The organism is Coleofasciculus sp. C1-SOL-03 (assembly GCF_040220555.1).
Lineage (GTDB): Bacteria > Cyanobacteriota > Cyanobacteriia > Cyanobacteriales > Coleofasciculaceae > Coleofasciculus.
Genome location: NZ_JAVJUO010000050.1, coordinates 1 through 20,064 on the forward strand (window position 1 = coordinate 1; position 20,064 = coordinate 20,064).

The 20,064-nt window shown below is 44.7% G+C and carries 15 protein-coding genes and 1 pseudogene; 10 read left to right on the plus strand and 6 right to left on the minus strand.

The window, feature by feature from the left end:
• Positions 1 to 3,431: Hpt domain-containing protein (locus tag RIE73_RS07470; RefSeq protein ID WP_446400594.1), on the minus strand; the 3,431-nt coding region annotated here is incomplete at its 3' end.
• A gap of 255 nt (positions 3,432 to 3,686) precedes the next feature.
• The gene (locus tag RIE73_RS07475) at positions 3,687 to 4,460 is read right to left on the minus strand and encodes a TrkA C-terminal domain-containing protein (protein WP_446400595.1); all 774 of its coding nucleotides are present in this window, start codon (positions 4,458 to 4,460) and stop codon (positions 3,687 to 3,689) included.
• Positions 4,461 to 4,701: 241 nt separating this feature from the next.
• Here RIE73_RS07475 and RIE73_RS07480 point away from each other — a divergent pair, with 241 nt between their 5' ends.
• Both RIE73_RS07480 and RIE73_RS07485 read left to right on the plus strand, forming a co-directional pair.
• Positions 4,702 to 5,580: a TIGR02587 family membrane protein gene (locus RIE73_RS07480; RefSeq protein WP_446400596.1), complete on the plus strand. Its 879-nt coding sequence runs from the start codon at positions 4,702 to 4,704 to the stop codon at positions 5,578 to 5,580.
• A 359-nt stretch (positions 5,581 to 5,939) separates the two neighbouring features.
• Entirely contained in the window at positions 5,940 to 6,353 is a 414-nt protein-coding gene (locus RIE73_RS07485; RefSeq protein WP_446400597.1) for a TIGR02588 family protein, read from the plus strand.
• A 74-nt stretch (positions 6,354 to 6,427) separates the two neighbouring features.
• Here RIE73_RS07485 and RIE73_RS07490 read toward each other — a convergent pair whose 3' ends face one another.
• From RIE73_RS07490 to RIE73_RS07500, 3 genes are all read right to left on the minus strand, one after another.
• Complete coding sequence (locus tag RIE73_RS07490) at positions 6,428 to 6,652, minus strand: hypothetical protein (RefSeq protein WP_446400598.1); 225 nt, start codon at positions 6,650 to 6,652, stop codon at positions 6,428 to 6,430.
• Positions 6,653 to 6,762: 110 nt separating this feature from the next.
• Entirely contained in the window at positions 6,763 to 7,353 is a 591-nt protein-coding gene (locus RIE73_RS07495) for a glutathione S-transferase family protein (protein WP_446400599.1), read from the minus strand.
• A 310-nt stretch (positions 7,354 to 7,663) separates the two neighbouring features.
• Positions 7,664 to 8,599: a F0F1 ATP synthase subunit gamma gene (locus RIE73_RS07500; RefSeq protein WP_446400600.1), complete on the minus strand. Its 936-nt coding sequence runs from the start codon at positions 8,597 to 8,599 to the stop codon at positions 7,664 to 7,666.
• A 421-nt stretch (positions 8,600 to 9,020) separates the two neighbouring features.
• On the opposite strand from RIE73_RS07500, the gene RIE73_RS07505 reads away from it, so the two are divergent.
• The 6 genes from RIE73_RS07505 (at position 9,021) to RIE73_RS07530 (ending at position 17,066) form a co-directional block, all read left to right on the plus strand.
• The gene (locus tag RIE73_RS07505; RefSeq protein ID WP_446400601.1) at positions 9,021 to 9,791 is read left to right on the plus strand and encodes a hypothetical protein; all 771 of its coding nucleotides are present in this window, start codon (positions 9,021 to 9,023) and stop codon (positions 9,789 to 9,791) included.
• 202 nt (positions 9,792 to 9,993) lie between these two features.
• Positions 9,994 to 10,950 (plus strand): DUF1350 family protein, encoded by a 957-nt coding sequence (locus RIE73_RS07510; RefSeq protein WP_446400602.1) that lies wholly within the window; start codon positions 9,994 to 9,996, stop codon positions 10,948 to 10,950.
• A 380-nt stretch (positions 10,951 to 11,330) separates the two neighbouring features.
• Positions 11,331 to 13,430 (plus strand): RecQ family ATP-dependent DNA helicase, encoded by a 2,100-nt coding sequence (locus RIE73_RS07515; protein WP_446400603.1) that lies wholly within the window; start codon positions 11,331 to 11,333, stop codon positions 13,428 to 13,430.
• Between the two features lie 6 nt (positions 13,431 to 13,436).
• Positions 13,437 to 14,717 carry a DNA-processing protein DprA gene (locus RIE73_RS07520; protein WP_446400604.1) on the plus strand — a complete coding sequence of 427 codons (1,281 nt, stop codon included), beginning with the start codon at positions 13,437 to 13,439 and terminating at the stop codon, positions 14,715 to 14,717.
• Between the two features lie 329 nt (positions 14,718 to 15,046).
• Positions 15,047 to 16,402, plus strand: coding sequence for an AAA family ATPase (locus RIE73_RS07525; RefSeq protein ID WP_446400605.1), 1,356 nt, complete (start codon positions 15,047 to 15,049; stop codon positions 16,400 to 16,402).
• A gap of 1 nt (position 16,403) precedes the next feature.
• A complete protein-coding gene (locus RIE73_RS07530) occupies positions 16,404 to 17,066 on the plus strand; it encodes a retron system putative HNH endonuclease (RefSeq protein WP_446397775.1) in 663 nt (220 codons plus the stop codon).
• A gap of 137 nt (positions 17,067 to 17,203) precedes the next feature.
• On the opposite strand, the pseudogene RIE73_RS07535 reads toward RIE73_RS07530, so the two are convergent.
• A pseudogene (locus RIE73_RS07535) lies at positions 17,204 to 18,629 on the minus strand (IS4 family transposase).
• A 131-nt stretch (positions 18,630 to 18,760) separates the two neighbouring features.
• Here RIE73_RS07535 and RIE73_RS07540 point away from each other — a divergent pair.
• Positions 18,761 to 18,973, plus strand: coding sequence for a hypothetical protein (locus tag RIE73_RS07540; RefSeq protein ID WP_446400606.1), 213 nt, complete (start codon positions 18,761 to 18,763; stop codon positions 18,971 to 18,973).
• 316 nt (positions 18,974 to 19,289) lie between these two features.
• Positions 19,290 to 19,892: a hypothetical protein gene (locus RIE73_RS07545; protein WP_446400607.1), complete on the plus strand. Its 603-nt coding sequence runs from the start codon at positions 19,290 to 19,292 to the stop codon at positions 19,890 to 19,892.
• Positions 19,893 to 20,064 lie beyond the last annotated feature (172 nt).

Here is a 20,064-nt window from a genome sequence, read left to right on the forward strand (position 1 = left end):
GTTTCTGGGATGTCCCAATCCCCAAACAGATCGGCGGCGCTGTCCGATGGTTCTGCTTGTGGTGCCTGTGCAGACTCATCGGTTAACCAATCTTCGTCTAATTCCTCTACCTGGGCGCTGGGGGTTGTTTCTTCTTCCTCAGCAAATAACTCGTCTAAGTCTTCGCCCGGTGCTGTTTCTGGGATGTCCCAATCCCCAAACAGATCGGCGGCGCTGTCCGATGTTTCCGCCTGTGGTGTCTGTGCAGACTCATCGGTTAACCAATCGTCGTCTAAATCCTCTACCTGGGCGCTGGGGGTTGCTTGTGTCTCCTCTTGGGCAAATAAGTCATCTAAGTCTTCGCCTGGTACTGTTTCTGGGATGTCCCACTCGTCCCATACATCCGTTGGGATGTCCGATGTTTCCGCCTGTGGTGTCTGTGGAGACTCATCAGTGAACCAATCGCCGTCTAAATCCTCTGACTCGGCGCTGGGGGCTGCTTCTTCTTCCTCTTGGGCAAATAAGTCGTCTACCTCTTCACCCGAAGGGGTTTCTAAGATTTCCTCATCCCCAAACAAATCAGCGGCGGTATCCGATGTTTCCGCCTGCGGTGTTTGTGGAGACTCATCAGTGAACCAATCGTCGTCTAAATCCTCTGACTCGGCGCTGGGGGCTAATTCTGCCCCATCTACTTGGGCAAATAAGTCGTCTAACTCTTCGCTCGGTGCTGTTTCTGGGATGTCCCAATCCCCAAACAAATCGGCAGCGCTGTCTGATATTTCCGCCTGCGGTGTTTGTGGAAACTCATCAGTGAACCAATCGTCGTCTAAATCCTCTACCTGGGCGCTGGGGGCTGCTTCTTCTTCCTCTTGGGCAAATAAGTCGTCTACCTCTTCGCCCGAAGGGGTTTCTCGGATTTCCTCATCCCCAAATAGATCAGCGGCGCTGTCTGATGGTTCCGCCTGTGGTGTCTGGGGAGACTCATCCGTGAACCAATCTTCATCTAAATCGTCTAGCTCGGTGCTGGGGGTTGCTGCTTCTTCTTCCTCTTGGGCAAATAAGTCGTCTACCGCTTCGCCCGATGCTGTTTCTCGGATTTCCTCATCCCCAAATAGATCAGCGGCGCTGTCCGATGTTTCCGCCTGTGGTGTCTGGGGAGACTCATCCGTGAACCAATCTTCATCTAAATCGTCTAGCTGGGCGCTTGCACCCAAGGACTCCTCACTGTCTTCGGCAAATAAATCGTCTAACTCTTGGTTAGATGGCGCTGGTGATGTTTCCCAATCGCCAAATAGGTCGGCGGCTGATTCAGTTTCCGAGGTTTCCAGTTGTTGTGTCCCTAGGGATTCACCGATTAACCAATCGTCATCTAAATCGTCTACCTGTGCCGCTGAGCCGAATGATTCTTCACCCTCTTCAGCCCAGAAGTCTTCCCCATCTTCTGTTACGTCTGGCAGAATTTCATCTTGGGTTGAACTGCTGCTTTCATTTAAGGCTTCATCCGTGGATGTGGGCAGCTCAATGATAGAAGCATGTTCTGGGTCAGTCACGTTATCAACTGGCGTTGACTCAACTCCAGGTTCTGAATCAAAGAAGTCATTGAGTGCCTCAAAATCGGGGAGGTTTTCTGCGTCTTCCCAACCGTCTTGATCAAAATCGTCGAGGGATGTTTCTTCAAAGGGATTCGATACATCTCCCGTTGCTGTTGCTGATTCGATGTCGATGTCCGCTTGATCGGTACTGTCTAAATCAGTTTCTTGATCTAAATCGCTACTTTCTAGATAGTCTTCCAGATCAAAATCGTTCTGATTGGTTGATTCTCCCCAAGTTTGAGCCTCGTCCTCTGTACTCGAAATTTCTAGTAGGTCATCAAAGTCAAAGTCTGACTCTGAGGCTGTTTCATCGTCCTGAATGGAGGATTGAGGAACGTCCTCTACGTCTAAATCTTCAAAATCCGAATGACTGAACATTCCTCCGGTTGCCGTTTCTCCTTCCTCCTCAAAGAAACTCTCACCAAATAAACCATTTAAGTCTTCGCCGGAGTAACTCATCGGGTCTGACTCTTCGGAGGTATCTGACTCAAATAGTTGACCAGAAAAGTCGTCGGTCAAGCTGGATGAGATATTAAAGGAATCCGGTGATTCTGTTGAGGCTTGAGGATTGGCGATCGCGTCTAGGTCAAACTCATCTGTTAACCCTTCCATTAACTGATCATCGGGTGTTGAATGTCCTAGCTCATCACTCTCATCAATTAAATCAGAAAAATCATTCGCGTCTTCAAGATCCAGCCAATCATCTGCATCTAAGTCTAAGGATTGATCATCTGGACTAATCACTTCTTCTTCGTGCCACGTTTGATCTAAATCAGCGGTTTGAGTTTCAAAAATATCGGCTAAACTATTAAGTTCGGCGATACCCACTTCGGGTTCGCCTTTCTCGGACAGGGGAGGGATAGAATTTGAGGATGGAACCGCCGAGAATTGGAGTTTATCGCCTCTGGGATCTCCGGTGTCGTTTGGATTTTGGATATAGGTATCCTCGGCTTGGATATAGGTATCGCGATGATCAAAGCGATCAGATTCCTGGGTTGGCGAATGGGTGCTAATATCGGATTCTGTCTCGGATTCGACCGTTGTCGCGTCGGGTGCCAGGGCTTTGAGTTGTTCACTGGGTACAATCTCGGCGGATCGCCCAGTCAGCACTAATTCTTGAGCTTGTTTAATTTCTTTAATGGTGACGCTAGCGAGTAAGCGATAAGAATTTTCGGGATTGGCGATCGCCCGTTTTGATATCTCTAATAGTTCACCCCACCCCGGTAAGTCCAATCGATCACCTAATTCGATCAACCGTTGGCAATGGTTTTGCAGGGCGTGGCGATGTTTGGGAGTATCCGACTGCTTATACAGTTGCAACATCTCCCGCAGTTCTACCAGGACATCTCGCTTAAAGGTGGCGGGCAAGGTTTTTGTTCCTTTACTAGAGGATTGAGAGGAGTGGGCTGGGGAAGGAGTATCACCAGTCGCTTGAGAATTTTGAACCAACTGTTGTAAATAGCTGTTGAGTTGCACAAAAACAGGCTCAGCATCAGACATAATCGGGCTGGCTGTTTCGTCGGTCAAACCATCCGATCCTTGAAGCTGATTTAACAGAGCGCTGAGGGTGTCAAAAACGTGCAGCAACAGGGATTCTAACTGAGTATCTGCTTGAATTGGAGTGTCTTGGAGGACTTTGAAGTAATCTTCTAAGCGATGGGCAGTTTGATGAATGCTATTGAGTCCTAACATCGCCGCTCCGCCCTTGACCGAATGAGCAGCGCGGAACATTTCGTTCAATGTCTCAGGGTCTTCGATGGTGCTTTGCAGATTTAGCAAACCTTGCTCTATGGTATTGAGGTGGTCTTGTGCCTCCTCCATAAAGTAGCCCATGATTCGCTGTTGTTGTTCCGACTGCATAGCCATGTCCCTCAAAGCCTAGTATTGTGGGGTATTTTGCGTCCCTAACTGCCCTGATTCAGTGCAGCGCTCGATTAAGGTTTACCATCAATAGTTTTTTTAATGTAGCTAATCTATTTCGGATTGACCTGAATTTATGACGAATCAAACCTAGCTTTCCCCCTTACCCCCTCTGATTGTAGCATTGCGCTCTACCGACTCTTTTGCTCAATTCGCCTCTTATCCTTTGTCCTTGGGTATGCTGAAACCGACGCTCTAAAGGTTATCCTCTGCCTCTTCTCGATCTTGTTGTGCCAAGTTCCGTTGCTGCTGGGCAACGGCTTTTTGGTGAGACTGTTCGCCTGTCCAATCTGCACCCCGTTGGTCTAACTCATTCAGCAAGGGTAATCGACCATACAGAATCAAGACATCACCCGGACAAATGCGAGTGTGTCCTTTCGGTGCGCCCACATAGCGACCATTCTCCCGTTGGATTCCCAGCACCACCACGCCTTCTTGCCTCAACCCCAACTCCCCTAACTCTCTCTCTGCCAACCAATCGTCAGGTTGTACTTCCATCTCCATTACGGTGTAATCACCAGACAGACGCAGCAAACTGGCATAATCTTGCACATTCAGCGTCGTCCAGCGGTGCAACGCCCAATTAATCAGTCGTGACAAATAACGGTCAATCCATTTACTCGTGGCTATAACCCACAGCACCGCTAATCCTATCCCCAATATCAGCGATCGCACTAGCCATTGCTGATTACTCGCTGTGTTCAAAAATGTCAAGATTAGGGATGAAATCGTGGTGATCACGCCCACATTCCCTAGCAGCATCAACAGCATCAAGATGCGACGCCGTACCGGATGGCTAACCACTTGTTCCGCTTCGTTGGTGGTAAAGCCTACCCCTGTAAACGCTGAACGAGCCTGGAACTTTGCCGATTCCCGTGACAGTCCGGTGAGTGCCAGCGCCACAGTAGCAATGCGAGTAATCAGTAGCGATAAGCTTATCACAGTCAACAGTGAAATCAGTGCAGCCAAGTTTTACCTCCCTTAAGGTTTTTCTCAAAAGAACAGGTTTGCTTTATTAATAAATAGTGTAATCTGATCTCTATCTAAAGAAAGTTAATTGACTTAGGGTGAAACCAGTAAAATTTAGTTTAACCAGCGCTAAATCATCGTCAGCGTTTTGCTCATTTATCATTTAATAGGCTTGGCTATGGACGATGGATATCGTAGACTAAAATATTTAGACAAGGATTGTTTTAACAGTTTAATTGCTATGATGAAACAGTTCCAAACACGACAGCGATCGCAGGCTTGGGCAAGAGAAATTCAGCAGATAATTCGCGGCATTTTGGGCGGATGTTTGTTTGGCATCCCTCTACTTTATACAATGGAGGTTTGGTGGATAGGGTCATCGATTCAACCTATTCTATTACTGGCTATTCTGAGCATCACGTATAGTGTTGTGTTTTTATTTAATCGCAGTGAAGGCTTTCGCAAAAGTAGGCGTGATGGGATGCTTTATGCCGCTATGGAAAGTGTAGAAGCCTTGGCAATTGGCATCGTTTGTGCGACATTTATTCTAATTTTGCTGCGTCGCATTACCGGCGAAACTCCCATTGATGAAGCATTGGGAAAAGTTATTTTTGAGAGTGTGCCATTTTCCCTGGGTGTAGCCATGGCGCGATCGCTACTGCCGGAGCAATCGGCTGAATCTGACTCCAATCAATACTTACAGCCGAGCAAAAAACTGGGTTTCCGGACGATGATAGCTGATATTAGTGCCACCTTAATCGGTGCAATCATTGTCGCCTTTAGTATTGCCCCAACTGACGAAATTCCCACCCTAGCGGCTTCAGCTTCATCCCCTTGGCTGTTGATTATTATTGCCGCATCCCTATTCATTTCCTACGGGATTGTTTTTGCTGCTGGCTTTGCTCACCAACATCAACGTCGCCTCCTCAATGGGATCTTGCCAACGCCTATCGGGAAAACTATTCTCTCCTACTTGATCTCACTGCTAGCTTCGGCTTTAATGTTGTGGTTCTTCAACCGCCTTAGCTTGAGTGATCCGTGGTTTTTGTGGTTGCGGTATACGCTGTTATTAGGGCTACCTGCCACTATTGGCGGTGCTGCTGGACGTTTAGCGATATGATATAGCAATCCTAAATAGAATAGCACTGAAATAAGCCTTTGGGATCGCCGAAACCAGTAATATACCGTAGGGTGGGCATTGCCCACCAACCTTAAGTCAGTGACATTCCCCTTAAGTCAGTGTTATTTATCCTAAATAGGTTGTGAAAAATCAAAAAATAGAAAAAAGCTTTGAAACTCTTTCCCATTACCCATTCCCCATGACACACCGAGCGTGTTACCGAGCGTGTTGCCGAGCGTGTTACCGAGCGTGTTACCGAGCGAAGTCGAGGTAAGTCGAGGTAAGTCGAGGTAAGTCGAGGTGTTCCCCATTCCCGAAAATTATCAGATTTTTGGACACGACTCAAATAGGATTGCTATATGAGTGATCAGTCTTCCGATCAAGCGAACCCCTCTCATCGTTCCCCGGCGGAGTGGGTCAGCTTTACAATTGCCCTGTTCATTTTAATTACAATTGTGGGACTGGTCACATTTAGAGGACTGGGTAGAGACAGTCAACCCCCTATCCTCTGTGTAACTATTAAACAAACAGACATTCGCCAAGTAGAAAGGCAATATTATGTCCCCTTTACCGTTACTAATAGCGGCGGGAAAACAGCGGAATCGGTTCAGGTGGTGGCGGAACTCACAACCGCATCGGGAGTTCAAGAATCAGGGGAACAAACGATTAACTTTTTGTCCAGTGGCGAAATTCAAGAAGGAGCCTTTATTTTTAGCTACCCTCCCCAAGAGGGAGACTTAAAGGTACGGGTGGCTAGTTATAAATTACCGTAAATTTTATTATTGTCGGTAATTTATAACAACTTTAACTAATCGATAAGCAAGGGCTTCGGCTGAAGCTTCTGTTCCTAAATCCAAGGAGCATTATCCATCACAGCATTTAACATTTTCTGGAAGTTTTGACGGAACACTACGGCTAATAAACCACAGAATAGTGTAGTTGCTGCCATCACCCACCAAAAGTGAGTGACTTGCCATACACCGCCGAATAGGGCAAAAATAATTAGTCCAGCAGCAGCACCCCCTAGAAACAGTAGAGTTGTTTCTTTAAAGGTGCGTGGTTTTGATTCCATAGGATTACCTCCTGAGCTGAATAGCACATTATTTTTTTTATGATAACGAGGCGATCGCGCCTTTGCCATAGCGTTAAGTCATTAAAAGGAATGACAAAAGTCATTGATGCTTAACTCTGCATCGCTTTAACCAGTGCAGGTCTAGATTGAAGCCGAGCAAAATACGCGGCGATGTTGGTATAATTCTCAACTAACGATCCCAGACTATTGACTGACAACAAGCTGACAGCTAGCATAATATCTGCACCCGTGAAATCGTTTCCGACAATGTAAGTATTATAGGTTAACTCATCGTCAACAAACGCGATCGCGATGTCAAGTTCCTCCCGCATGGCAGCAACTATCGCAGGTGTGACGGGAGCAAATCGTTGTATAGCATTGACATAGGGGTTGAGGGTTCCCTCCGGAAAATGCATCCATTGCAGGTATTTTGCACGCAAGGGTGAACCGATTGGTGGCGCAAGACGACCTTCACTGTAGCGTTCGATTAAATACTCTATAATTGCGCCCGATTCGCCAATCGTTATCTCGCCATCTTCAAGCGTCGGGAACCTTCCCGTTGGCGTTTTTTGCGCGAATAGTTTCCCCTCAACAGGGGGGACAAATTCGACTGATTCCAAACTATAGTCCAAACCGAGTTCTTCAAGTAACCAAAGAACTCTCAGAGAGCGGGTCATTGGATTGTGATAAAGCTTGAGCATAATAGTTTGTAAAACCTCTTCTTTCGTCTATGATGCGAGTGAACGAGCCAAATACAGGCGATAGCAACGCCTATGCGAGGAATGCAAGAGCGATCGCAAATCATTGGAGGCTGTCTATCGTAAGTGTTTTTTGGCTAACTTTTAGGGATCAAACCTAAAGAACTTGACCCCCTCAGAAGTCGCAACCGCTACTTTCTTATTGGAATAGCTTACTGTAGCATGATCTAATAGCACCTAACTTCCCCCATTCCGTTCCCCCAATCGGGTGAAGCTTATCCACTCTTTAATACTGTTTCCCACCTACTTCTGGTTACGTTAATGCTTCAAAACCTGCCACCACATCCAGGAGTTCAGCCGTAATTGAACTTTGACGTTGGCGACGATATTGGGAATTTAAATCAGAAAGTCGTTCATCAATATTCTTTTGGGCGGATTGCATTGAGGAGAGACGACTGGCATTTTCACTAGCCAGAGATGCAGCAAACGCCTGATAAAGAGACACAAACAGATATTGGCGGATTAATGCGGAAAATAATTGCTGCCAGTTCATGGTATAACTCGGTACCATTGATGTCGCCCATTCTCTGGCTTCTAACTGGCGCAACCATTCGGGATCGAGGGGTAAAAGCTGGAGGTGGCGCGATTCGTAGGACGCCCCTGATAAGGGGTGATTATAAAATAAGAGGATGCGATCGCATTGCCGTTCCTCTCGCCATTGTTCAATCGTCAGCACGATCTCTTGGACTTGAGGGGTAATATCTGATGCCGATCGCGGTACGGGAAATGCCTCAGTTACCCCATATCCAGCCGTTTCCAGGGAGGGAATCACTCGCGCCCCCACGCCTGCGATCGCTAATTGTTCCGGTGACACATCTTGCTGATCTAGCTGATCTAGCTGATCTAGCTGATCTAGGTGTGCGATCGCATGATGGGCAATTTGCTGATTAAACTGACCACATAACCCTTGATCTGACCCAAAAATAATCGCAATCATACTCTGTGACGGCGATTGGGCTTCACTCAGATTCAGGAGCGATCGGGGTATCGTGAAGGATTCGGCAAAATGACGCTGTTTGAGGAGAATCTGTAACCCCATTTCTACAGTGCGATTGTACTCAACCAGAGACTCTACGGCTTTTTCATACTGACGAATACTCACAGCCGCCAACGCTTTCATTGTCTTCACCACTGATTGCAAATCTTGGGCGCTGCTAATTTGGGTTTTGAGTTCCTCAATGGTTGCCATTTCAGATTTTAAAGTTAGGATTCAAACGCTTATCCAGTCGTCTCTAGAGGACTTTAGCGGCTTCCTGTGAGAGAAATCATCCGCCATAAGTCATAACTTATCAGAACTTACGCTAAATCCGGGTTAGCTATCCCCGTTATAATTTAGTCCGCGCAGGCGGACTTTGTTTGTGTAGCTGCGATTTCAATCGCCTCCTCTTTGTTTGTGTAGCCACTTCAACTCCTAATGTAAAGTTTTGTATCAATCTGGAATAGTCCCTGCTTAATCCTCGTTTCTAGTAATAACCGAGGAACAACCCGGTTAATCACTAAGTACAGCGCGGCGGAAATCAATTGATCAGTCATACCTTACTGACAAAGCAATTTGAATTTCTCGGAAGCGGTACTCAATTCTGATGTTCTATTAAAGGAGTTTCAAGCGAATGGCTGTATCCACAGTTGTTTCTACATTCGAGCTTTTGGTTAAACCCCTGGTACAGCAAAATGCTGACATTTTAGGGGCAGGTCGGACTATTATCCAGGGTTACTTTTTGACGATTTCTAATATCAGTCGCAATACCCCTGTCCGACTGCGAGTCAATTTCACCGCTCAATCTCCCAACCTAAACAGTCAACCGCTACTGGCATTTTTTGATGTCGCAGGTTTCAACAATCAATTAAATCCCATCAGTCAAACCCCAACCACTCAAACCTATTTGATATCCATTCCTCCACGCGATACCGGGTTATTTCTCTTACAACCCGATGTCACTAACCAACAGGTTGTAAACCAAGCCAATACAGAAATCCGTGGATTTGTTACCCTTTCCCTAGCCAATCTCTTTGGTTCTAACTCCTTTGACTTGTTGCTGACGCCTCAGCAACGGGGAACATTCTTGCCCAACGACTTCCCCCAAACAAGGGCAGACTTTGACCAACTTGCTTATGCGCTGCCCACGGCGACAGGCGGTTCTCAAGTTACACTAACTCAGTTTCAATTCCCACGTTTTCCGATACGGCAACTCCCCTCTGAAATCCTTGAACTTGACCCTGGTTTAGCCGAAATTATCCGAGAAAATCCTGATCGGTTTAATCCTAACCCCCCGAATTTAGGCAATGGAGTAATTTCCGAAACAACCGATAGCTTGCAACAGGTTTTAAGCACGATGGTGGAACGGATCGATGAGTTAGAAACCCAGATGACCAGAAGTTAAGCTATCACATCCTAAACCTTAATTCGGTCGGTGTCAACCTAACTCTTGAACCAAAAGATAGTAGAGATGTAGCAGGTTATATCTCTACTATCACACTCAAAAATTATTTCTTCCTCTCAAGCGTCGATTTAGCCACAGCGGTTAGTTATAGAGACGTTGCGGTTTTCCTTGTCTTTATGCCCAAGCAACATACTAATTAATCATGAACGACACATTTAAGTTTCAGCCCCTTTCCTTTAGCTGGGTGGCTATTCATCCCAATCCAAAAGGTGTTATTCAATTTATCGGTGGTGCTTTCTTTGGCAGTTTTCCCACGGTTTTTTATCGCTATTTGTTAAAAAGGTTATTTAATGAAGGTTATACCATCATTGCTCTTCCCTTCCGGTTTACCTTTCGCCATTGGTCTGTTTCAATTAGTTTATTAGAAGAACAGAAAGTTCTGTCCCAGGAAATTTACCAAATTGCTAAAAGACTCAACTACCCAACTGAGGTTTATCAAAATCTGGACAACTATTTTTGGATAGGTCACAGTTTGGGGTGCAAGTATATCGCCCTTTTAGAACTTTTAAGTGGCGACAGATGGCGAGATATTTTAAAGCAGTGCAATTCAAACGCGGACAGCCAGATTCGCCAAATTGAACAGAGTTTTATGGATAGTCCTGACTTAGAAAGGTCTATCAAAAATCAACCCTCTTTACTCCTCGCGCCTGACATTAGTGATACGCAAAGTGCCATCCCTCGACCTTTGGCGTTCATCGCCCGTTTCCTGGACTCAATAAACCTGGGTGTAATTCCCACCAGGAAACAAACTCTATGCTATATCAGCAAAAGCCCACTGTTTAACTTAACAGGCATTATCTCTTTTGACAGGGATACAATTGCTGGAAGTGAGCAGGACAGATTTAAAGATGAGGAACAGAGAAGAAATAGTGATGTGCTGTGGCTGATTGAGTATTTGAAGCAGGGCAAGTTTCCCTTACTGCATCAAGAACTATCAGGTAAGCATTTAGCACCGCTGGGGATTCAAATTGAGAATTATGTTATTGGAGTAAATCCACTCAGTAAATTTATTCAAAGGATTCAAAATAGACCGCTGGAAAGAGTAGTCATCCAGTTTATGGATAAACTCAGCATGCGGGGAAAACAACTGGATCAATGATCCGATTTTAGGTAGGGAGGCAATAAAACGTTGTCCCCTACTTAGTTAATTCATAAAAATAGACTATTGTATTATTGTCTATGGTCAATTAATGTTAAAATTATTAGACTTGATCCAGCGCTGACTTTAAAAAATAACTAAAAACCAAAATAATCTAGCCTACTGTTGGAACATAATTATAGTCATCTTTAGATGACTTGCGCTATAAGCCAAGAACTTGAGTTCTTGGCGCTTGATGCTAGACTAGCTAGGGAAGAGATGGAGATTCGGTACAGAGACTTGATGAATACGTTGATGTTAAATTAAGGACAGTCGAAGCGGGTTTTACCAATAACATTGCTTCCGAAAACCCTTAACTTCACCCAACACGGCGTATCGATATGACAACCCAACTGAAAGCCCAAGCACTATCACTGCTGCGCCAAGCCCTCAACAACCCAACCGCTCAATTTCGGGATGGACAATGGGAAGCCATCGCTAGCATAATTTTAGAGCGATCGCGGCTTCTGGTTGTACAACGCACAGGCTGGGGGAAAAGCATTGTCTACTTTCTCGCTACTCGTTTACTGCGTGATAATCATGCAGGTCCCACTCTGCTGATTTCACCCCTCCTGGCGTTGATGCGAAATCAAATTATTGCGGCTGAACGGATTAATATTAACGCCGCCACGATTAACTCCAGTAATCCCGAAGAGTGGGAACAGATTAACGCTCAATTACAAGCGGGAATCATTGATATTCTCCTGATTTCTCCCGAACGACTCGCTAATGAAGACTTTCGCCAAAAGATTCTGTTACCCATCTCCCAACGAATTGGCTTATTTGTTGTCGATGAAGCCCATTGTATTTCCGACTGGGGACATGACTTTCGCCCCGACTATCGGCGCATTGTCCGGGTTTTACAAGCGCTTCCTCAAACCATTCCCGCCCTCGCCACAACCGCCACGGCAAATAACCGCGTGGTTCACGATATTATTACGCAACTGGGCGCCAATTTACTGGTATCCAGAGGTACTCTTACCCGAAAAAGCTTACAATTACAAACCATTAAATTACCGAGTCCCGCCGCCCGCATGGCGTGGTTGGCGAAACACTTACCCAACTTACCCGGAAGTGGGATTATTTACGCATTAACTATCAAAGATACGGAACGAGTTGCCGATTGGTTAAATCAGCAAGGGATTCATGCTCAAGCCTACCATGCTAAGCTAACTCATGAACAGCGTTTAATCTTAGAAGACCAACTGCTTAACAATGAAATTAAGGCTTTAGTCGCAACAACCGCTTTAGGAATGGGGTTTGATAAGCCGGATTTAGGATTTGTCATCCACTATCAGCGTCCAGGTTCTGTGGTTCATTATTACCAACAAGTCGGACGAGCCGGGAGAGCGGTAGAGCAAGCTTATGGGATTCTGCTCGGTGGATCAGAAGATCAGGAAATTACCGATTATTTTATTCAAACTGCCTTTCCACCAGAGGCTCATGTTCAGGCGGTTTTAAAGGCATTAGAAGCAGCAGAAGATGGATTATCTATTCCCCAAATCGAGCAGCATCTAAATCTCTCTAACGGGCAAATTAAGAAGGTGCTGAAACTGTTATCCCTAGAGTCCCCTGCACCTGTCACCAAGCAAGGCTCTAAATGGTATGCGACGCCCGTATTTTATCACCCGGATACAGATAAAATTGAACGGTTGACCCAAATTCGCCGCCAAGAACAAGCTCGCATGTTGGACTATATGAACAGTCGAGAATGCTTGATGACATTTCTCGCCAGAGAATTAGATGATCCCCAGCCCACACCTTGCGGGAAATGTGCGGTATGCTTGGGTAGACCGTTATTACCCGAAACCTATTCCCTAAACCGAGTTAATCAAGCGATTCAGTATCTCCGTCGCAGTGATCAAATGATCGAACCTCGTAAAAAATGGGCATCAAAAGCGCTTTCTAGTTATGGGTTTTCTGGGAAAATTCGCGACAATTTACGCGCTGAACCCGGACGCGCCTTATCGCTTTGGGGGGATGCGGGTTGGGGTGAATTAGTCAAACAAGGGAAATACCATAATCATGATTTTGACGACGCCTTGGTGCAGGGTGCATTTGAGATGATTCAACGTTGGCATCCCCAACCTTTTCCTACTTGGGTAACTTGTGTTCCTTCCTTAAATCATCCGCAACTTGTCCCCAATTTTGCCCAACGCCTCGCCCATCAATTACAATTACCCTTTCAGCCAATTGTGCAGAAAGTTCGCCAGAATCAGCAACAAAAACAGATGGGGAATAGTTACCAACAAGCCCATAACCTCGATGGTGTCTTTGACGTGACCCCTTGGCAAGGTATGAAAGGTGCAGTATTCTTAATTGATGATATGGTAGATTCACGTTGGACATTTACAGTCATTGCTGCACTGTTACGTCGGGCTGGAAGTGGTCAAGTTTTTCCGTTAGCATTGGCACTGAATTCGTTAACGCAAACAAATTAGAAGATTATGGATTACCATCTGCTGTCACCCAATACTCAAGCCATTTTATTATTGTGTGCCAGCTTTGGACAAAATCGTCAAACTGAACCCAAACCCTTAACCCTGAGTGAGTATAATACGGTAGCGAGTTGGTTGCTGGAAGATAACCTGAATCCAGCGGATTTGCTCAATCCAACTCTGAAAAATCGCTTATCTCAAAATACTATTGGCAAGCTGGATTCTCAGCGGTTAGTCGCGTTACTTGAGCGCGGTGTCATGCTCAGTTTAGCGGTGGAAAAGTGGACGAATCAGGGGTTATGGATAGTGGGGCGAGGTGACGCAGATTATCCTCAATGTTTGAAGCAGAGATTGAAACATAATGCACCCGCGATTCTCTATGGAATTGGTAATAAAGAGTTGCTTGCTCAAGGGGGGTTGGCTATCGTTGGTTCTCGTGATGTTGATCAAGACGGACTTAATTATACCGAAAGAGTTGTCCAGACATGCGCTGAACAAGGAATCAATGTGATTTCTGGTGGGGCGCGTGGGGTAGATCAAGCGTCCATGTTAGGTATATTAGCAGCAGGTGGGAATGCTGTGGGTGTACTTGCGGATAGTTTGACGAAAGCGGCTGTGGCGAGTAAGTATCGTGCGGGAATTAAAGAAGGTAGACTAACATTAGTATCTACGTATGACCCCGATGCTAGTTTCAGCGCGGGTAATGCTATGGGACGAAATAAGTATATTTATGCGTTAGCGGATTATGCATTAGTGATTAGTTCTGCTGTTGGTGAAGGTGGAACCTGGGCGGGGGCGACTGAAGTGTTGAGAAAGGTAAAAGATGTCCCGGTTTTTGTGCGAATGCAGGGAACTGTACCTGAAGGAAATCATAAATTGCTGGAAAAGGGAGGGATCGTTTTTCCTGAAGCCCCTTGGAATAAGCCATTGCGTACACTTTTAGATGCAGCTATAGCTGAGGTTGAAGAAAGCCAAGCTGATGGGGGAGTAATGGAGTCGGAAAAATCATCAGCCGGAGATGATTTAGGCGGGGATAAAACGATTTCCATTAATTTACCCGCCAGAGATATTTATGAAGCGGTTTTACCCTTTATACTTAACCAATTAGAGCAACCTCAAGATGCGAAATCTCTGGCTGAATCGTTGCAGGTACGAAAAGGACAGATGGAGGATTGGTTAAAACGAGCGGTGCAAGAAGGGAAAGTGATTAAGCAGAAGAATCCGGTGATGTATGTAGTGAATAAGGAATTGGATTTATTGGCTTTGCTGGAAAAGGAGGATTCTGGATAACGCTAAGTGACACGCCCGCCCGGAGTTCAAACTCCGGGCTAATAGCTTAAGTCCATTAAAATGGACTGGAACTCTTATCCAGTAAGATTTAAGCATAAGGGCGGGTTTTGTTGCTCAGTTATCTGTGACAAGCTAAATTAGTGGCTAAACCCGCCCCTACAATTGACTGATTACGTCTTGTAGCTGTTAACTGTGATTACTGGATTGATGCTATAGGATGGCTAGGCAAATGGCTGAGATTTTGTAGAGGGCTAATGGCTGAGTTAGCTTGAATTTGCCAAGGTTTTCAAGTAAACTAATTTATATAAATTTTTCAGGTTGGGCTATTTATGCATATTGATAAATTACATATTCAAAATTTTAGATGTTTTCAAGAGATACATTTTAAGTTTCCATCTGACAATACAGCTATATTAATTGGGATAAATGGTTCAGGAAAATCATCGGTTTTGGATTGTCTTGCTGCTCTTTTAATTCAACTAAGAATACAAATACTCGGAATAGAACATATGTCTTTTTTAGAGGCAGATAGTGTTCGAGAAATGCTCAATGAAAATTTTACGATAACCATAGATGACATTAATAAAAAAGCCCAAACTTTAAATGTATATATTACTATTGCCTTGGATGCCAATCAAAAAATATCTTGGAACATACAAAAAAACATAAATCAGCCTATCCCTCTGATTTACAACAATCAAATATATGATTATATAAATAGATTACGACCACAACTACTACAACAAAGCAACGGAAATTTACCCTTGCTTGCCTATTACAGAACATATCGAATACTTTTAGCCAATAAATCAATAGATATCAATAATTTAGATAATAAAAACCCTGATTGTAATATCAATCAATTGAATTCTTACTGGGGAGCATTTAATCAGGGTATAATTACGTTTAAAGATTTTTTGATATGGTTCAGACAAGAAGAGGACTACGAAAATGAAATTCGCTTGCGCCAAGATAATGCATATAGGAATCCAAACTTAGAGGTAATCAGAAAAGCAATAGAAGTATTTTTAGCCGAGTTTCCCGATAGCGATTTTCATAACCTGCGGGTAGTTAGATCAAAATCCCAAAGAAATCTTGATTTTACTCGCAACCCTGCCCCCCCTTCCTTAACAATCACCAAAAATAATCAGGACTTCAAGTTAGAGCAACTCTCAGATGGAGAAAAGATGCTGTTAATGTTGGTGACTGACTTGGCGCGGCGATTGGCAATTGCTAATCCTGGCTTAGGAGTTAATGCGTTGGAAGGCAAAGGTATTGTTTTAATTGACGAAATCGATTTACATCTGCATCCCCAATGGCAAAGAATCGTAATTCCCAGCCTAACCCGTACCTTTCCGAATTGTCAGTTTATCGTGACGACTCATTCGCCTCAAGTTCTGAGTAACGTGAAACGAGAAAATGTATTTATTTTAGAAGACTATCAGCTTGTTGAAGTAACGCCTCATACCTATGGTAGAGATAGTAATTCAATTTTATATGAGTTGATGGGGGTAAAAGAACGCCCCAATCAAGTGCAGGAGAAAATCAATGCTTGTTTTGCTTTGATCGATGAAGATAAAATAGAGGAGGCTAAAATAAAACTGCAAGAACTTGCTGAATTACTAGGAGAAAATGACCCGGAAGTTGTTCGGGGTCAAACGCTGATTAGTTTTTTAACCGAATAACGTGAAGCATATTGTCAAAGGAAACGAACCCCGCTCATTAGTAGAACACCGTTCACAGCATTACGCTGATTATGATAACTATTCGCAAAAAGATGATTTACGCCAATCATTGCTGACTGAGCAAGGATATATTTGTTGTTACTGTATGCAACGTATAGCTCACGATACTATGAAGATTGAGCATTGGCAACCCCAGAGTATTTATCCAGATTTACAATTAGATTACAAAAACTTGCTTGGTGCTTGTCAAGGTAATCAAGGTCAACCTCAACGTTTACAACACTGTGATACGAGAAAGGCTGAAACAGAAATTACCATTAATCCGGCTGACGCGAGTAAGAACTGTGAGGACTTCATCAAATACCGCAGTAGTGGTCAAATCTACTCTGATGATGAAACGATTAATAACGAATTAAACGAGGTTCTGAATCTCAATTTAGAAACCTTGACTAGAAATCGCAAAGCGGCTATGGATGTTGTGATTGAGGGCTTGCGTAAAAAATATCCGTCTAAGTCTTGGACTGTTGGTATTTTAAGTAAGGAAATTGCTAAATTTGACAATGTGAATGAAAAATTTGAATATGAACCTTATTGTCAAATTATTGTTTTTCTATTAAATAAAAAATTATCCGTGGCGAAGAATCAAGCCAAAAGCCAAGGGTAAAATAATATATCCTTGACTTCTGCCTTTATTCCCTGTTCCCTGCTTTCAAGAGAGTCAAGTAGGTTGGGAAAATGCACAATACGACTGGGAAGCGTGTATTGAACATCGGGAGATCCCCCCTAGCCCCCCTTTTTAAGCTATGCATTAGTCACATCTTTCTTAACAAAATCTGACTTGACACAAGTAGCAGTAGAGTGAGAAAGTAAAAGCCAAGTCTGTGCAATGTCATGAAGTCGTCGTAGACCCTGCCAAAGGGTTTTCACGCCGGGTTCTCCATCGTGCTTGCGTGCCAAAAACCCACCCAATTGAGCAATCCACCGCACACAAGTCCTTAAATTAGGGGTTACATCAGGTAGCACAGTTGTCTGATGAATGGTGCAGTAAAGGGCTTGCCACTCATGGGTTTCTAGCACGGTATCTGCAGGAGTATCAGGATGGTAACGAGCTAAGTAAGTCATCCACAATAAGCGCCAAGCGACAATCGTGTAGGTGGCTAAAGCGGGCGTGGATGCGGTCAGCACTCTCCAATTGCAGTTGTTCTAAGCGACAACCACTTTTGAGGACGTAATGATAGCGCTCAATTAACCAGCGATAGCTGTACCAACGTAAACATTGCACCACATCCTCAAAACAAGCAATCGCCAGAGTGGTTAAGAGTAACCAACTGATCGGTGACACACCAGAGGGAGGGTTTTCTTCTTCTGCCAAAATTACCTGAACGCGAATTGGTTGCAGTTGCTGTCGCTGTGGATGAGTAACTGGAGGTTGTAACTCGAGGGTGGTAGCACGCAGGGTCAGGTGAGCTGGACGAGCAAGGCGTTCTGGATGGCGTCTGAGTTCTAGGGTGAGCTGACCACAAGGGTGAACTTGACGAATGGCTTGCTGAAGACGCTCAATATGTTGGTGCTCTTGAGTTGGTTTGACTGAGCGGTTATGCTGAGCACGAATGAGAAACTCACTCTTGGGGCGGCGTGGCTGCATAAACAACTCGTAGATGTCGGCTTCTCGATCTGCCACAGTGACGACGGCAATTTCTGGTGGAATCACAGTCTGAGTAGCATAATCGGCAGTTAACCAACGCTGGCTCTCTTTGTCAGTGATCGGCTTTTTGTGTCGTTGGTGTTTCTTACCCAAAAGTGCCATATCTCTAGCCCAGACTTGTTGATGTAATACACCCAGAGGCACGCCATTACCAGTCGTACAGAATACTGAGTGAACTTTTAAGCCATAAGATTTGGCATTATCCAAGTAACCCATGCCTTGGGTTGCTGGATGATGGGTGAAATTCAGTTCGGTGGTATCCTGAATTGCAATGACAACAGACTCTTTTTTGACTCGTTCGACTGTGCTGCTTTGGTGAGCTGAGGTGATCGCTTCGGGTTTGACATAGGGAGATTTCCAAAACTCGTAGGCCGCTTGGGTGGCGGCTAAGTCTCCCGAAGCTTGCGGTACGCTGGCATTCGGTTGTGCTGCTAAATCACTGACTATGCGAATTAGTCGTTTTTTACGGCGCACGTCCCCCAATTGTGCATATTGCAATTCCTCCACTGCCCAAGCTTTCATTGAAGTACCTCCCTGTCAACAATCAAACACTTGCTGGTTAAACTTGCACCCCCTGCTGCCAAGGTTGCCTCTACTTTTACACATCCCCATCAGACTCTTGACTATTAATGGACTAGCGCTCTAGTACGTGAGTGGGAACTGTTTGGGTGCGATCGCACTCTGGCACGCGATCGCACTCTGACTGGAAAAACAGTATGATCAAAGCAGCAAGCAGCTCTACAATACCAAGATTGAGTGTGGTGAGTGACAAGCTTCTACCAGAATCTCCCGATCACTCTGAACCCTTTGCACAAAAAACAACGCCCCAAGCCCGATGGTTGGATACAGCCCTATTTATTTTTTAAGCTATATTAAGCATTGCTCCCCAACCCAGACACCATAAGACTTGTGGATTGTTAAGAAAGATGTGACTAATGCATAGCTTTTTAAGGGGGGAACAGGAATCCGCCTCAATTGGATAGTCGATGAAATAAGCTCAATCGTCGGATATCCGTACTTAATGTCGTAGTATTCCTACAATTTGTCGAATTAACACGCCAAAACTGGGGGTAAACCACACCGGAAAGTTACGGATAAATTTGCCAAGATTAACTTGGGAGTCGAACAAGCTTTTTAGCAGAAGTATCGAAACCGAATTAATCAAAGCGATGAGGAATAACTATGTCTGAAGCTACTAAAGAACGCATCACCACTGATTTTCAGAAAGCTAAATCTCTAGAAAGGGAACGGGCAGAACGAATTCAAGAAATTGTTCAAGAGGCGTTCTCGAAAAGTTTTGCTGAAGTGAAAGATGGAACGGGTGAAATTCGCGGGATTGTGCAAGAGAATTTCTCGGAGATTTTGGCAAGGGCAGATAAACTAGAGAACGAAAAGGGGGAAGCCATGCCCAAAACCCCTGGGCTTCGTTCTAAATCTATGGTTATCGCCGTCTCCAAAGCGCTTAAAAATCGCCTGTTTCCCTATTTGCGCCAAGCTTATACGGATTTGCGGCATCACTATGCTAGTATGAATAGCCACGAGGTCAACCCTGATAGCAAGGGGACTGAAATTGAGCGCAGTCGCTATGGGCGGTTGAAGCAGCGCTTAGAGAATTTTGCCGCTTGGTACAACCAATTAAAAGCACAATCTCAAACGGTAGAACCTACTGTTGTAGAACACAAGCAAGCTGAGGTTGAGAATAAGATGGGTGAAGCGGGTGCAACCGTTGCTCAACGGGAACAACAGGTTAAGCAACAGTTCAAGCAATGGCTGCAAAGTTTGTAGTTTGTAGTAAGGGCTTTAGCCTATAAAATAACTCACAAGCTCCGACGACAAACTGAGCAGGATTTATCGCATTCAACCGAGCCTGCATGTGGGTAAATAAGTTTGTAGTAAGGGCTTTAGCCTATAAAATAACTCACAGGCTCCGACGACAAACTGAGCAGGATTTATCGTG